The 14,301-nt window shown below is 37.6% G+C and carries 19 protein-coding genes; 2 read left to right on the top strand and 17 right to left on the bottom strand.

Annotation, left to right across the window (positions count from 1 at the left end):
• Together PN497_RS06820 and PN497_RS06825 are read right to left on the bottom strand one after the other, a co-directional pair.
• Positions 1–117, bottom strand: a 117-nt coding sequence (locus PN497_RS06820; protein ID WP_190348803.1) for a MerR family DNA-binding transcriptional regulator, incomplete at its 3' end; no start/stop codon positions are given.
• A gap of 143 nt (positions 118–260) precedes the next feature.
• Entirely contained in the window at positions 261–587 is a 327-nt protein-coding gene (locus PN497_RS06825; protein ID WP_272109837.1) for a DUF433 domain-containing protein, read from the bottom strand.
• A gap of 214 nt (positions 588–801) precedes the next feature.
• Here PN497_RS06825 and PN497_RS06830 point away from each other — a divergent pair, with 214 nt between their 5' ends.
• On the top strand, positions 802–1,950 hold the full coding sequence (locus PN497_RS06830) for a homospermidine biosynthesis protein (RefSeq protein WP_096565926.1): 1,149 nt from the start codon (positions 802–804) through the stop codon (positions 1,948–1,950).
• A gap of 110 nt (positions 1,951–2,060) precedes the next feature.
• Here PN497_RS06830 and PN497_RS06835 read toward each other — a convergent pair whose 3' ends face one another.
• The 4 genes from PN497_RS06835 to PN497_RS06850 form a co-directional block, all read right to left on the bottom strand.
• Entirely contained in the window at positions 2,061–2,384 is a 324-nt protein-coding gene (locus PN497_RS06835; RefSeq protein WP_096565928.1) for an aspartyl protease, read from the bottom strand.
• Positions 2,381–2,698 (bottom strand): hypothetical protein, encoded by a 318-nt coding sequence (locus tag PN497_RS06840; RefSeq protein ID WP_096565930.1) that lies wholly within the window; start codon positions 2,696–2,698, stop codon positions 2,381–2,383. Before PN497_RS06840 ends, PN497_RS06835 begins: the two co-directional genes overlap by 4 nt.
• 291 nt (positions 2,699–2,989) lie before the next feature.
• Entirely contained in the window at positions 2,990–3,685 is a 696-nt protein-coding gene (gene fabG / locus PN497_RS06845) for a 3-oxoacyl-ACP reductase FabG (protein ID WP_096565932.1), read from the bottom strand.
• Between the two features lie 117 nt (positions 3,686–3,802).
• Positions 3,803–4,345 (bottom strand): DUF2231 domain-containing protein, encoded by a 543-nt coding sequence (locus tag PN497_RS06850; RefSeq protein WP_096565934.1) that lies wholly within the window; start codon positions 4,343–4,345, stop codon positions 3,803–3,805.
• 496 nt (positions 4,346–4,841) lie between these two features.
• Here PN497_RS06850 and PN497_RS06855 point away from each other — a divergent pair, with 496 nt between their 5' ends.
• Complete coding sequence (locus PN497_RS06855; protein WP_096565936.1) at positions 4,842–5,900, top strand: hemerythrin domain-containing protein; 1,059 nt, start codon at positions 4,842–4,844, stop codon at positions 5,898–5,900.
• A gap of 69 nt (positions 5,901–5,969) precedes the next feature.
• On the opposite strand, the gene PN497_RS06860 is transcribed toward PN497_RS06855, so the two are convergent.
• From PN497_RS06860 to PN497_RS06910, 11 genes are all read right to left on the bottom strand, one after another.
• Positions 5,970–6,284 (bottom strand): chromosome segregation ATPase, encoded by a 315-nt coding sequence (locus PN497_RS06860; protein ID WP_096565937.1) that lies wholly within the window; start codon positions 6,282–6,284, stop codon positions 5,970–5,972.
• A 403-nt stretch (positions 6,285–6,687) separates the two neighbouring features.
• The gene (locus PN497_RS06865; RefSeq protein WP_096565939.1) at positions 6,688–7,869 is read right to left on the bottom strand and encodes a M20 family metallopeptidase; all 1,182 of its coding nucleotides are present in this window, start codon (positions 7,867–7,869) and stop codon (positions 6,688–6,690) included.
• 385 nt (positions 7,870–8,254) lie between these two features.
• Positions 8,255–9,574: an FADH(2)-oxidizing methylenetetrahydrofolate--tRNA-(uracil(54)-C(5))-methyltransferase TrmFO gene (gene trmFO / locus PN497_RS06870; protein ID WP_096565941.1), complete on the bottom strand. Its 1,320-nt coding sequence runs from the start codon at positions 9,572–9,574 to the stop codon at positions 8,255–8,257.
• Positions 9,575–9,658: 84 nt separating this feature from the next.
• The gene (locus tag PN497_RS06875; RefSeq protein WP_272109839.1) at positions 9,659–10,009 is read right to left on the bottom strand and encodes a DUF5615 family PIN-like protein; all 351 of its coding nucleotides are present in this window, start codon (positions 10,007–10,009) and stop codon (positions 9,659–9,661) included.
• Complete coding sequence (locus PN497_RS06880; protein WP_096565945.1) at positions 10,006–10,335, bottom strand: DUF433 domain-containing protein; 330 nt, start codon at positions 10,333–10,335, stop codon at positions 10,006–10,008. The genes PN497_RS06875 and PN497_RS06880 overlap by 4 nt, the downstream gene beginning before the upstream one ends.
• Positions 10,323–10,559 carry a retron system putative HNH endonuclease gene (locus tag PN497_RS06885; protein WP_272109840.1) on the bottom strand — a complete coding sequence of 79 codons (237 nt, stop codon included), beginning with the start codon at positions 10,557–10,559 and terminating at the stop codon, positions 10,323–10,325. Before PN497_RS06885 ends, PN497_RS06880 begins: the two co-directional genes overlap by 13 nt.
• Positions 10,556–10,681 (bottom strand): hypothetical protein, encoded by a 126-nt coding sequence (locus PN497_RS06890; protein ID WP_272109841.1) that lies wholly within the window; start codon positions 10,679–10,681, stop codon positions 10,556–10,558. The genes PN497_RS06885 and PN497_RS06890 overlap by 4 nt, the downstream gene beginning before the upstream one ends.
• A 27-nt stretch (positions 10,682–10,708) precedes the next feature.
• The gene (locus PN497_RS06895; RefSeq protein ID WP_096565947.1) at positions 10,709–11,272 is read right to left on the bottom strand and encodes a Uma2 family endonuclease; all 564 of its coding nucleotides are present in this window, start codon (positions 11,270–11,272) and stop codon (positions 10,709–10,711) included.
• A 168-nt stretch (positions 11,273–11,440) separates the two neighbouring features.
• On the bottom strand, positions 11,441–12,361 hold the full coding sequence (locus PN497_RS06900) for an alpha/beta fold hydrolase (protein ID WP_096565949.1): 921 nt from the start codon (positions 12,359–12,361) through the stop codon (positions 11,441–11,443).
• 30 nt (positions 12,362–12,391) lie between these two features.
• The gene (locus PN497_RS06905) at positions 12,392–13,216 is read right to left on the bottom strand and encodes an SDR family oxidoreductase (protein WP_096565951.1); all 825 of its coding nucleotides are present in this window, start codon (positions 13,214–13,216) and stop codon (positions 12,392–12,394) included.
• Between the two features lie 314 nt (positions 13,217–13,530).
• Positions 13,531–14,199 carry a pentapeptide repeat-containing protein gene (locus PN497_RS06910; RefSeq protein WP_096565953.1) on the bottom strand — a complete coding sequence of 223 codons (669 nt, stop codon included), beginning with the start codon at positions 14,197–14,199 and terminating at the stop codon, positions 13,531–13,533.
• Between the last annotated feature and the right edge of the window lie 102 nt (positions 14,200–14,301).

The following is a 14,301-nucleotide window of genomic DNA, read 5'->3' on the forward strand; positions in this document are numbered from 1 at the left end:
ATAAAAACGATGCCCCGACAATGTTCTTTTGGCTGGAAGTCTTCCTTCAACATCCCATCTTTGCAAGGTCTTGACTGAAACTCCGATTTTTTTAGCAAATTCATGAGGTTTAAACATAAAGTCACTCTTATGTTTGTCTATTAGTGTACAGGTTTGTCTATTAAATTGTCAACTTAGGACAAGCTCACAATAGTATTATCAAAATTTTCGTCAGCAAGCAGTTTCAACATACTTCCCGTTCTGCTTTCCGCGCCAACAATCTATCTATCACGCAACCCTTGGGAATCAAATCTTGCCTCATTTATTTTACGAATTTCCTGTGCTTGTTGCTGTCTTTGCTGTAGATACACTTCCACTTCTTGTTGATGATTGAGGTAGAAGGCAATGGTAGCATAGATATTAGCAAGTTTAAGGGATGGATAACGGTAAGCAATTTCCTCTGCTGTTGTTCCTTGTTTAAAAACAGCAATTACCGTATCTAGTGTTACACGAGTTTTGCCTATCCTAATCACGCCATCAGTGGTAAATTCCAATGGTGGGGGTTGAGATGTAATTCCTTCAGATAGATTCACTAACGCTTGTGCCATAATTAATAACAAGTTAGTTATGTTTAATAATAGCAAATACTGGTTGAGATATACCTTTGGATTTACTCCCATAGAAATACAAAGAATGATTCCTGAAGTATTCTCTTGAAAATGGACTCTAATTTATATCGCTACATAAAATTTTAGCAACTTCCTTAGATTTGAATGCGATAACATGACATTCAGTGTATTTACTCTTCAGGATTTCTCAAAAATGTCAAAAAAACCAGGTAAAAAAATTGCACCCATACCCATGTCAGCCGACATTAGTGTGGTTGATTTAATTAACAATTACTTCACCGCTTACAACTCTGCCCGGTTACGAGAAGCTTGTCAACTGCTAACTCAGGATATCTTTCAACCTGGTGTCACTGTGGGGGTGAGTCTTTCCGGTGCTTTGACACCAGCAGGTTTTGGAGTTTCCGCCTTAGCGCCTTTAATTCGTCATGGTTGCATTGACTGGATGATCAGCACTGGTGCAAATCTTTACCATGATATGCACTATGGTTTAGGTTTTGAATTGTTTGCGGGTAGTCCGTTTTTAGATGATGTCAAACTACGGGAAGAGGGAACAATCCGTATTTATGACATTATTTTTGGCTATGATGTTTTATTAGAAACCGACGCTTTTATCCGTAAAATTTTGCAAGCTGAACCTTTTCAAAAGCGGATGGGAACGGCTGAATTTCATTATTTGCTGGGTAAATATGTGCGGGAAGTAGAAAAACAATTAGGTGTACAACATTCCTGTTTGTTAGCTACAGCTTATGAATATGGCGTACCGATTTATACTTCTTCTCCTGGTGATAGTTCTATAGGGATGAATGTGGCAGCTTTGGCGTTAGAGGGTTCTAAGTTGGTGTTAGATCCAGCTATTGACGTGAATGAAACTGCGGCGATCGCCTATGCTGCACGGGAAACAGACGGTAAAAGCGCGGCTGTAATTCTTGGTGGCGGCAGTCCTAAGAACTTTTTATTACAAACCCAACCGCAAATTCACGAGGTTTTAGGATTAGAAGAAAGAGGACATGATTTCTTTGTCCAGTTTACCGATGCACGTCCAGATACAGGCGGTTTATCCGGTGCAACTCCAGCAGAAGCAGTGAGTTGGGGTAAAATTGACCCGGATGAGTTACCCAGCGCGATCGTTTGTTATACCGATAGTACCATTGCGCTGCCTTTGGTAACGGCTTATGTGTTAAATCAGTGCGAATCTCGTCCTTTAAAGCGGTTGTATGATAGACGGGGAGAGTTGTTAGATACTTTGCAAAAAGATTATTTAGCAGCGAAGGATAAACCAGTAGTTAAGGAAGGTGGGGAGGAAGTAGCGACTTATCCCTGTGGTACACCGGTGAAGCGTTAGGGTTTTAGTGTAATATTTTGGGCTGGTGGGCGATCGCTTTTCCAGGTGTATCGCCCCTGCATTTATTAAATCAATTCAAAACTTACCCTATCTTCAGCATAATTAGCGACTCAAACAAACGACTTCAGCCATCGAGAACCTAATAAAATTTCCTGTATCTCATCTCCAGCAAATACAGGAATTTCAAACTCTTGACTATCTATTATTACCCTACCCAAATAAACATCAAAATCAGTTTCTCCTTGAGCCGTTCTTAACTTATCTTGATTTAAAAAAGTCCAATCAAGACTTTCTATATCTTGTTTATTCATAGCTAAAAACTCAGTAAATCCTGTATCCAAAATTGTTTCTACAGGAAAACTGAGATCATCCCCACCAATTAAATCAATTTCAAAATAAACTTGTCCATTTTCTCCAAATCTCCCCTCAATCATATTCTGCCACTAACTCCTGTTTCATTAATGCCAAAAATATGATGAATGACATGAGGATATTTTTCTCTGGCCATGTTACTGGCTACTTCTTTATCTTGATCAATAAAATAATCGCCGCTATCAGGTTCAATGGCTATGTACCAACCATAGTATTTATCTAATATCTCTGGTTTTAAACGCTCAAAAATTACCCAACAACGTTCATAAAAAGCCTGTCTTCTAGCTTTTTCTTGAGCTTTTCTTTCTTCTGTCCATTGAATTTCGGGAAATACTCGACCACGCCGTACAACTCTTTCGGGTGTAGATTGTGTCATCGTTGATTACCTGATTAAAGTTCATTCTAGATTTTAACATATTAGTGTAAAATAACCAATCTTTTTTTAGACAATAGCAATTTAATAAATAGACATTTTTACCTAAATTTATGGTCATTTAATTGAAGCTGTTAATGGGTAATTGATCATAAAATCCTAGTTGTAATCCTGTTAATCCTTAAATCCTGGAAATCCTGATTATGACAATTTTCTTAACCATAAAAAAATACCCATCCAGTTATTAATCTGAATGAGCATTTATCAAATAAAATGAAATCTATAATTCAATTATCAAACATTCCCATAAACAGGAATAGCAGCACCACGTACATCCTTAGCAGCTTCCGAAGCTAAAAAACAAATTACCTCAGCAATAGACTCCGGTTTTACCCATTTATCCGCGTTTTCTGCACCCATCGCTTCCCGGTTGGTGGGGGTATCAATGACACTGGGAAGGACAGTATTTGCAGTGATGTTAGTTCCTTTTGTTTCATCGGCTATAGCCTTAGTTAATGCTATCACACCAGCTTTAGCCGCAGAATAGGCCGCTAATTGTCCCGCAGGTTCTACACTAGCACGAGAACCCACAGTTACAATGCGCCCATAGCCATTTTCTAACATTCTTTTCAGGCTATATTTACAAGTCAAAAAAGTAGTATTGAGATTTAATTCAAATTCATGCTTCCAACTATCAAAGCTGTATTCATGAGTTTTTCCCATTGAAAAACCACCCACCAAATGAATTAAAACATCTACTCGCATCATGCTATTGATGACTTGTTTTACAGATGCTTCATCTTGTAAATTAGCCGGAATAAATTTAATTCTGGCAATATCCGCTGGTGATAAAATTCCTTTGAGTCTTTCCACATCTTTAAGACTACGATAAGGAATAGTAACATCAGCACCTTGGGCTAAAACTGCGGGTGTGACACCTAAACCTAGTCCACCAGTACCACCTGTAAGTAAAACTTGTTTTCCTTTCATGAAAGATGCACTTTTTTAACCTTCATGAATTAAGATAACGCAATTGCTGATTTATACCAATCCAAAATCTAAAATCCAAAATCCAAAATCTAAAATCCAAAATCTCAAATTCCATGACTATGGATATATTTTACTACCCGCACCCACGACACCAATTTTATGACGATAGGAAAGTTCAGCACCAAACCACCCGGTAATGCTGGTTAAAGTTCCCACAATTAATGATAGTAATAAACCCCAAGGTAGTAAATTTGATTCCGCATCACCCCAACGAATAATAAAATTCAAAGTTGTGAAAATCAGGATAGAAATATTCAGAATTAAATGCGCCCAACCTGCGGCACGTTTGCGGACTCTTTCTATTTGTAAAAAGTCACTCATGCCAATAACTGAAGCGATAATACCAGTAACTAAACCTAATCCAATTAACCACACTGAAGCCCTAGCCCAAAAATAATCTCGCGTTAACCAATAACCAAAATCACTACCTAAAGCTGCGGCTAAAAAAGCTATGGGAAAAATTATACTCAAAGGATGTAAAGGATGTCCAGCTATGGATACTGTGCTGGGTACACCACTATCTAAATATTCTCGATCATCGCTTTCAATAATTGGTGGTAAATTGGGAAATGGTGTAGAATTTGGTTCTGTAGTTGCCATCTTTTCATCTCCTATTATTCAGCAGTAGGAATTTTCTCAACATTTTCTCCCCAACCTGGATTTTCTGACATAATCACGTACTCACTTAATTTATTATAATTTTTATAATTTACTATAATTTACTAATTAACTATCTTTGAGCAAATCTAGAAAATTGAGCATAAAAATTTATCTATCTAGGGATGGAATAAAAAATCTATAATTATATAACTTACAGTAGAAGCAGACATAATTAACAGATATTTGTGGTGTTTATTTCTGTTTCAATCACAACATTTAAAGGGTTTATAATAGCAATGGCTAAAACAAAGAGGGCAACCACAGGGAGTTTGCCCCTACATCTGACTTCTGACTCCTGCTATATATCCAGTTTTTCTATCCAGAGTTAAGAATGTAATCGTTCAAAAGAAAGATGGAAAATATCTAGTGATTATGCGAACCTGGGATTGGTAATAAATACGATTACTTGCGATTACTTTAGCTAGGAGAACTCAACATGGTAGCCACTTTAGATGATACCAAACGAAATGCGATTGCAGTAAAATTGGCAGATATGAAATTACTGCAACAGTTAATTATTGATAATGAAGAAAGATTTTTAAGAGAATGTAGTGATGGTGAAATTGCTAATAATCTCCGCAAAATGCTAGATGATGACCGCAAAAATCAAGGTATTCTTGATACTGTAGTAGTTCAATATGGCATTCAAAAAAATGCAGAATCTACAGTACAAGAAATGGTGGCAAAAGTTCGCAAATTAATGCAAGGTAATGAATTAAGTTTCTTTGAAAAAGTATTTCAACATGAGTTATTGAAGCATCAACAAGTAATGAATGGTTTGACAATTCATAAAGCTGCCCAGAAAGTTGGTGCTGATGTGATGGCAGCAATTGGACCTTTAAATACTATCAATTTTGAAAACCGCGCACATCAAGAACAACTGAAAGGAAGTTTAGAAATTTTAGGAGTGCGGGAACTAACAGGACAAGATGCAGATCAAGGAATTTGGGCAAGAGTTCAAGATGCGATCGCCGCTATTAGTGGTGCTGTGGGTAGTGCTGTCACCCAAACTTCTGATAAGCAAGATATGAATATCCAAGATGTTTTACGTATGGATCACAATAAGGTAAATATCTTGTTTACAGAATTAATGCAAAGCAATGATCCGCAAAAAATTCAAGAATATTTTGGACAAATTTATAAAGATTTGAGCGCCCATGCAGGTGCGGAAGAAGAAGTAGTTTATCCGCGAGTTCGTCCTTTTTATGGTGAAGCTAACACCCAAGAATTATATGATGAACAAGCTCGCTGGGGTCCTTGGTTTGAAGAATTAAGAGGTATTAGCCCTGCTACACCACAATTTAAAGACAGACTCAGACAAATTTGGGATCAAATTGGCGATCATATTCGTCAAGAAGAAAGCACAATGTTTGCAGCTATTCGTAATAACATGAGTAGCAGAGAAAGTGAGGAATTAGCTAGACAATTCAAAGCCGCTAAGAGCAGAATTCAAGAAAGAATGGGCGGAGAAACTAGAACAGAAGCCGCTGTCTAGAGTTGCTTACTGCTTCATATTGTAAGGGTTTAGCAATGCTAAACCCCTACTCCTCAATTCTGTACTAATTCATCTTATTCCTAACATTCGATTCACTTGTGCAGACTGTAAAGGTTTGCGTTCTATATTCTGGAAAAACTCAACTTCCTTTAAAAAAGAATAGGCTGTTTTAAAATTACTTAAATTCAGTAAAACAATATCTTCATATACTGTATCTTCGGGAACTTTTATATCTACAAATAATTCTTGTAGGTTATTTTGCGCTATTGCCAGATTCAAAAATTTTAAAAATGATTGCCGTTTTTTAGAACGAACATTCAACAAGTACCAGTTATTACTAATAGGTTGAGACGATGAAGATTCTAAAGATTCTATTGGTGGCATAGTGATGAAGTTGATGTGAAAATTGAAAGCTCTGAGCTATCTTAGAACTTGAGTTAATGAATAGTAGCCAAAACCAGATTTTTTAACTTACTACTACTCCCTTCTTGCTAAAATCTCTAACAGATTACTCCTTTTCTTCCTTTGTGTACTTTGCGTACTTTGCGGTTAATTCATCAAAAAATTTGCGAACTACACCGGAAGAAGAGTAATCAAAATAGTATAGCAGGAATTTTCTCTAACTTCACCTGTAGCAATAGATTTATTCATGAGATTTATTCATGAGATTTATTCATGAGATTTATTCATGAGATTTATTCATGACAAATATTCATAAAAAACTACTCCCCAGATGGGGAGATATGCAGTAAATTAACATCTAAAAAATAATCGCTATCGCTGTAATTTATTTAGACTGCCAATATTTATAAGCTGCATAAGCTAATGTCACCACTCCAGTAATAATTGCAGATTCATCAACTTCAAATTGAGGATGATGTAAAGGATGATTGATGATTCTATCTTTATAGCCTACACCTAAACGAAACATCGAACCAGGGGCGTGATCCAAATAAACAGAAAAATCTTCCGCACCCAGGGAAGGTTCGGGTAAAACTTGCACGCGATCGCTACTCCAAGCTTCTTCTGCTGATGACTGCAATAATTGTGTCAAAGTATAATCATTTTGTACACTGGGTACACCTTGACGATAATTAACTTGATATTTTGCATCATAGGAATTACAAACATTAGCAACTATATTTTCGATCCAATTTGGTAACTGAGCGCGAGTTTCAGGATGGAGCGATCGCACCGTACCTAATAACTGTACTTTATCCGCAATCACATTCGCCGCTCTACCGCCATTAATCTTACCAATACTCAACACCACAGGACGCAAAGGATTTTGAGTACGGCTAATAGCTTGTTGCAATGCGGTAATTACTTGTGAAGCAATCCAAATCGCGTCCACAGCTTCATGAGGACGCGCCCCATGTCCAGATTCACCCAAAATCATAATTTCTAAATCGTCTGCTGCTGCTGTTAATGCCCCATAACGAATACCCACAGAACCAGCAGGAATAGAAGGAAAAACATGAACACCTAAAATAGCAGCAACATTATTCATTGCTCCATCTTCTACCATCCAATTTGCACCTTGGGCAATTTCTTCCGCTGGTTGAAATAAAAACCTGATTTTACCACCCAACTCATCAGCTATTTGGGACATTACCATTGCTGTACCTAAACCTACCGTAGTATGTACATCATGTCCACAAGCGTGCATCACTCCTTCTGTTCGTGAAGCATATTCCAAACCGCTACGCTCTTGGATGGGCAAAGCATCCATATCAGTGCGAATTGCCAACACCCTATCATCATGGTGAGTGCTGTGTAATTCGCCGATCACACCAGTTTTACCCACCCCTTCTACCACGTGCAACCCACTAGAAGACAAAACACCAGCCACAAACGCAGCAGTTTGATATTCTTGGCCGCTGAGTTCTGGGTGTGAGTGGATATGACGACGAATTTCTACTAAGCGGGGTGCAAGGTTATTTGCTATCTCTTTGATCCGGGTTAGCATTTAATTGAATGTAATTTACAATCTTTGTTCTTATCATAGATAAGTGTCAACTAGGAAAATGCTTCCATCTGACAAGATATTTAAGAAGCTGTGCAGAGTTAAGGGTTTGACGCTCCCCGCCTTAAAGGGAATTGGGAATTGGGAATTGGGAATTGGGAATTGCTAACAGTAAATAAATTAGGGTGTACCTCACCTCATGAGACTGGGAAACGCTATATATAGTCATCCGGTTTGATTTCTGAATTTATCTGTGTAGGCAGGCAAGAGGCAATAGTTCGACTTCGCTCACCAACCAGGCACTCATGCAAAAGGCTACTTAGAACCCCGACTTCTATGATTAATATATCATTAATTGACAATATCAAAAAAAATCGAGGATCTTAATTTATCCTAAGTTTGCAGTTTTCCAACTTGCTAAATCTGCTAAGGATCTATCTCGATAACGTCCATATTTTTCGGGTTTACTTTTTATTTTCACACCCAAATCTGGTACAATACCAAAATTAGGTGGCATGGGTTGAAAATGCTTAGGTGCAGCAGAACTGATAAACTCAAACAAAGACCCCATCATGGTAGTATTTGGTAATATTAAAGGTTCTTTTCCTAAAGCTATTCTCGCTGCATTTGTTCCCGCTAACCAACCACCAGCAGATGCAGCAGTATAACCTTCTGTTCCTATTAATTGTCCTGCTGCTAATAAAGTATGACGTGCTTTAAATTGCAAAGTGGGTAACATTAATTGGGGTGCATTTAGAAAAGTGTTGCGGTGCATAACTCCCAATCTGACAAACTCGGCATTTTCTAAACCGGGAATCATTCTAAAAACTCGTTTTTGTTCACCCCAACGTAAGTTAGTTTGAAAACCCACCATATTCCACAGTTGACCGGCTTTATCTTCTTGACGCAACTGCACCACCGCATAGTTACGATCTCCGGTTCTACTATCAGTTAAACCCACTGGTTTAAGGGGACCATATCGCATAGTATCTTCCCCTCTTTGTGCCATTTCTTCTATTGGTAAACAAGCTTCAAAAAATTTCGCTGTTTCTCTTTCAAAGTCCTTTAATTCTGTTTGTTCTGCTTGACGTAGTTCTTCCCAAAATTGTAAATACTGCTCTTTATTCATGGGACAATTAAGATAAGCTGCTTCACCTTTGTCATACCGGGAAGCCATAAAAGCGATCTCTTTATTAATAGAATCACCTAAAACAATTGGACTTGCAGCATCAAAGAAATTAAGATATTCCATCCCCGTAAAACGCTGTAAATCTGCGGATAAATCGGGGCTGGTTAAAGGTCCAGAAGCTAATACTACAATACCTTCAGGGATTTCTTTAACTTCACCTCTGCGGAAATCAATTAAAGGATGATTTGCTAAAGTTTGGGTTAAGTCTTCCCCAAATACTCCCCTATCAACTGCTAAAGCACCTCCTGCGGGTACTGCGTGTTCATCAGCTTTAGAGATGATAATAGAACCGATTTGACGGAGTTCTTCGTGTAATAAACCTGCTGCGCGATCGCTGGCCATTGCACCGAAGGAGTTACTACATACCAACTCAGCTAAATTTTCGGTATGATGGGCAGGACTAAAGCGTTTAGGGCGCATTTCATGGAGAATAACAGGAACGCCGGCTTGGGCTATTTGCCATGCTGCTTCTGTTCCTGCAAGTCCGCCGCCTATTACTTGTATGGGTTGTTGTGTCATAGTTGTTTTTTGTAATTACTTGGTTTAGTTAAATATATTTGAAAATTGTTGAAAACCGGGCTATATGAGCATTTTTAGCTTACCTCAAAGGGGTAATTTTGCAATCCGATTAAGCCACTCTTCTGCACTGGATACTGCCCAAATTAGCAATAGTTCCTCAATAATGACTTCAAGCGGTAACTTACGAGAAACAATGATAACGCCTGTACTTTGCTTCTTGGTAATAAACTGTGCAAACTCTGATGGCATTGTTTTACGATCATGGCTGACAAGGATACGCCCCTGCTGTGCAGCCATTTCCAATACTTCTGAATCTTTTACACCTTCTAAGCCAGCAACAAAGGCAGTTTGAAAATCAATGCTGGGTTCTCGTCGCAGAACTCCCGTTACAATAGACTGATTTAAATCAGCATCAGCTTGATAGCGAATATTCACAATTTCATCTGCTCTCTTGCTGTTTTCGCTGCCTTGAGTTTGTCATATAAAATAGGATCACTGGTTTGTAATGGTTGAGGCATAGCATCAAAAGCCGCTTCCTCATCTGCCAAGTAAGCATCAATCTCAGCGCGGTTAGCTAGATAAAACGTGATTCCTCCATAAACCTGTTCTAGCGTTAGCAGAGGAAAAGATTGAACGATAGTTTCAGGTGATAAGCCTTTTCGGAAAGCATAGACAATCGAATCTAGAGAAATCCGTGTTCCTTCCACCCAATAACCATCGTTCCGATACTCTACGTAAGTTTTAGCTGCTATAACTGACATAAATTTACTCTACGGGGTTTAAAATGTTCAATATGACTAACTTCTACTGTAATACGAACTCCACAGTAGCAACATATATATCCTTGTTCTTTTAATAATTCATTGTGAACATCAGTTTTTTCAGGTTTCTGAAAGTTATTCCAACTAGGTTTCCAATCATCATTTTCTTGAGCTTTCCACTTGGAAAAACTTGATGGTTCTAAATTCTTTTTAATATATTTCATCTACCCAAAATCTCTCTTCTTCTAATCAGGACATCTGCACTGGCAAATTCTGGATCATTATATCCAATATCTTGTTCAAGACTTTGTTTTAATTTGCGAGCTTCAGCAATATTGTCTTTCAATCTTCAATTTTAAATTTAAGAATTTTTCTACTTAAATAAACTACCTACCACACAACTAAAACCAGGCAATAAAGGCGATATTAAATCATCATTAGCAAACAGAGTTTCTACTAATACTAACATTGCCCTTTCTCTGCGATAAACTTCTATTTGTTGTAATCGCCAATTCATTATCCAATATTCCTGCACACCTCTAGAAGCATAAAGTTTTAATTTCACTTCTTTATCTCGGCGTTCATTTTCCACACCAGCAGAAAGCACTTCAATGACTAATTCTGGCGCACCTGTTAAATGTCCATCATCATCTAATAAAGTTGCTAACCTTTCATTACTTGCCCAAACCACATCAGGAATGACATTATCAGCATCAGTAAAAATAATACCGGGAGCAGTAGCAGCTTCTCCTAAACCGGTTTCTCTAGACCAAAGTGTGAGTTCTGTACAAACATTGTTGCCAGCTTTTTGATGTTTCCAATGTGGCGATCTTGTCACAAATAATTCTCCATTAATTATCTCATAACGGTTGCCGTTATCTGGCAATAGTTCAAGGTCTGAGCTTGTCCAGCGTACTCCCTCATATATCTGGGTCATACGGACTCCTGTGGTGGTGTTTAATAATTATATTATAGACTTGCTGATGAATTTTAGTAAACATAAAGATAAAGGTGAATATAATTCACTCCTATAAAAACAAAGTCCACCTGCGTGGACTGAAGAATATATTATTTATTTATTTATTTATTTATTGCTGCATGAATATCAACTACTTAATACTTGAATAAATGGCGATATTGCAGCCACAAAATCAACAGTTGATTCATAGGGTAAAACATTTCTCCCCTTAATTTTTATTCCCTTTCCTTGGGGTAAACAAGAAAGATAACTAGCTAAATTAGCTTCTGCTGTATCTGTTTTCCCTTCTTTACTAATAGCTGATGCTTGCTCTCCAAAAACTACTAATGTCGGTTTTTGCATAGCTGCAATATCATGACTATAATCCCGTTGCCAAAATCTCGCCAAAAAAGAAAATACAGCATAGCGTCCACCCATATTTTGAGCATCTGCTATTAAAGTATTTAACCATTCCTCATCAACAGCATCACCTGATGCAAACAATCTTTCTGTGGAAAAAGAAACTAAAAATTTGCGAGTACGTGCATAACGAAAAAACGCATTACCTATGGGTGAATCAAAAATAGACCACAGCAATTTTTGTCGCCATTGAGGTGCATTTTTGGTAATTATACTCCAAGATGTTGGTCCAGAAAGTACCAGTCCAGTAATTAAATTAGGTTCTAATTTGACTAATTCAATTGCTACTGGAAATAAAGCACCCTGCACTATTAAAATTACAGGTTTTTGGACGATTTTTTGTAAAAAATGCTGTAATTGTTTTGCCCAATCAATTGGTGTATAAGCTTTCCTGGGTGTATCACTTTCACCACATCCCAATAAATCCGGTTGGTAAATGATATTGCCATGATTTGTATTATACCATTCACAGCAAAAACGCTGCCAAAACTGCCTTGATAATCCTACACCAATAGGATGGATTAATAATAAAGGCACACCTGAAACTTCAGAATTTATCGGTTGATGTACTTCATAAGCACAACGATAATTTCCCCAATTGTAAAATTGGGTAGGAGATGCGGAGATGGTAGAGGAATTAGCTAACATTGGCGGCATAATTATCAAATTCAATAGTTGCTAAAAAATGATGTGGGGATGAATAAATTCGTATCCTGCATCTTTTAGTTTTTGGTTAGACACCCAGGTATTATATTGGCGGTTACTCTTGTTTGTTGCATCCCAAATCACATTCGGTAAATTATGTTTTGTCAGGACATTATCAATTAATTCTCGACTGGTGAGATGGCTATCATCGACCAAATTATAAATACCTTGTAAGCGGTGTAGACGAGCAAATTCTATAGCCCTAACAATATCATCTAAATGCACCCAATTTGTGATTTCTTCACCTTTACCGGGACGAGTTGTACCAGCAACCCTACCAAATATTTTCACCAGTTCTCTACCCTGTCCATAAATTCCCCCTAACCGCAAAATACAAACCCGCAGACTTTCATTTTCTGCTGATAGTAACACATCTTCAGTTTTGCGGAGAATTTGAGCATTAAAATTAGGGGGTGCTGGTGGTGTTTCTTCATCTACCCAAACACCATTTCTATCACCATAAATAGAATAACTACTTGTATATATCAAGTGGTGAATATTGGGAGAATGCTTGAGGATAGAAACTACAGTTTTTGCAGTTTCCAAATAAGTTTCTTCATAAGTAGTTCCACTTTTTGCGCCTACGCTTAACAAGACGATATCTTGATTTTTTAAGACAGAATTGAGAGATTCATAGTCATTGCCTTTAGTGACTACTACTTTTTGAGCTACTGTTTGTAGTCCAGGGACTCTTTCAGGACTTGTTGTGGTTGCAGTGATAATAAAATTTTTATTTTGCTGCCAATATTGAGCAACTGCACAACCAACATAACCACATCCAATTATTGCTATATTCATGACTATCTAAATACGAAAAATTAAATTACTTGTCCAATTCAATTTGCCAAAATCGCTAATTACAAGAGTTTCTAAGTAATAACTGTCGCTAATTTTTCATTAACTTTTTCCTGAAAATTTAAACAGCAAAACCTAAATACCTTTTGAGACAAAATATCAACCCCCTCAAGTAGCTTCAATCAGAACATTTGAAAATTTCTGTAACGTAAGATACTCTTTTTCATAAATTCATGGGATCAGGAATATTACTAAGTTTCCCATATTGCAGGAAGGTTAACTTAGTTCTTCATCTTTTGTCATTAACGCAGGGTATTTCAGCGATGAATTGCGCCATCAGGCATAATAGCCCCAGTTAAGTTAGCACCGATTAATTTCACCAGCAAGCGATCGCCTGAACGAATCCTTGCACCTGTCAAGTCAGCACCCCGCAAGTCAGCACCACTTAGATCCGCACCAATCAAATTAGCCGAGCGTAAATTTGCTTCTCTCAAATCTGCTAACAACAAGTTAGCTCTAAATAAATTGGCTTCCGACAAATCCGCACCTCTAAGATTAACTTTGTGCATAAAAGTATCACTGAGATTAGAACCGCTTAAATTAGCATAACTCAAATTTCTGCCAGATAAGTCTTTATTACTCAAATTAGCGCGACTAAAATCTTTGCCGCTCAAGTCAGGATTTTGATTTGGTGGTTGGTAATTTGTTTGTGTGGGTTGATAATAACTCGAAGATGGTTTTTTCGGTTGAGTAGGTCTAGAATAATTTGCAGTTTGAGGTTGATCTTTTAGGGAACGTAATTTTTCACGAGCCTCATTCAAGGCTTTAATCTTGTCTTGGGCTTTTTGCTGTAAGCGGTGGTTATCTTTAGGTAAGCGATCAGGATGCCAAACAAACACTAAATCTTTGTAAGCCTGGTTAATCTCTTCTAGTGTTGCTCCAGGCTCTAAATCTAATACTCTATAATACCGCTCCAGTTCGCTCATCATGATGTACAGGTGAAAACCTAAATAATAATTACATTAATTATGCGTGATGTCGTTGTCTTAGGTACAGGTGATTGGGGACTGGGGACTGGGGACTGGGGA

The organism is Sphaerospermopsis kisseleviana CS-549 (genome assembly GCF_028329225.1).
In the GTDB taxonomy this organism is placed as follows: Bacteria; Cyanobacteriota; Cyanobacteriia; order Cyanobacteriales; family Nostocaceae; genus Sphaerospermopsis; species Sphaerospermopsis kisseleviana.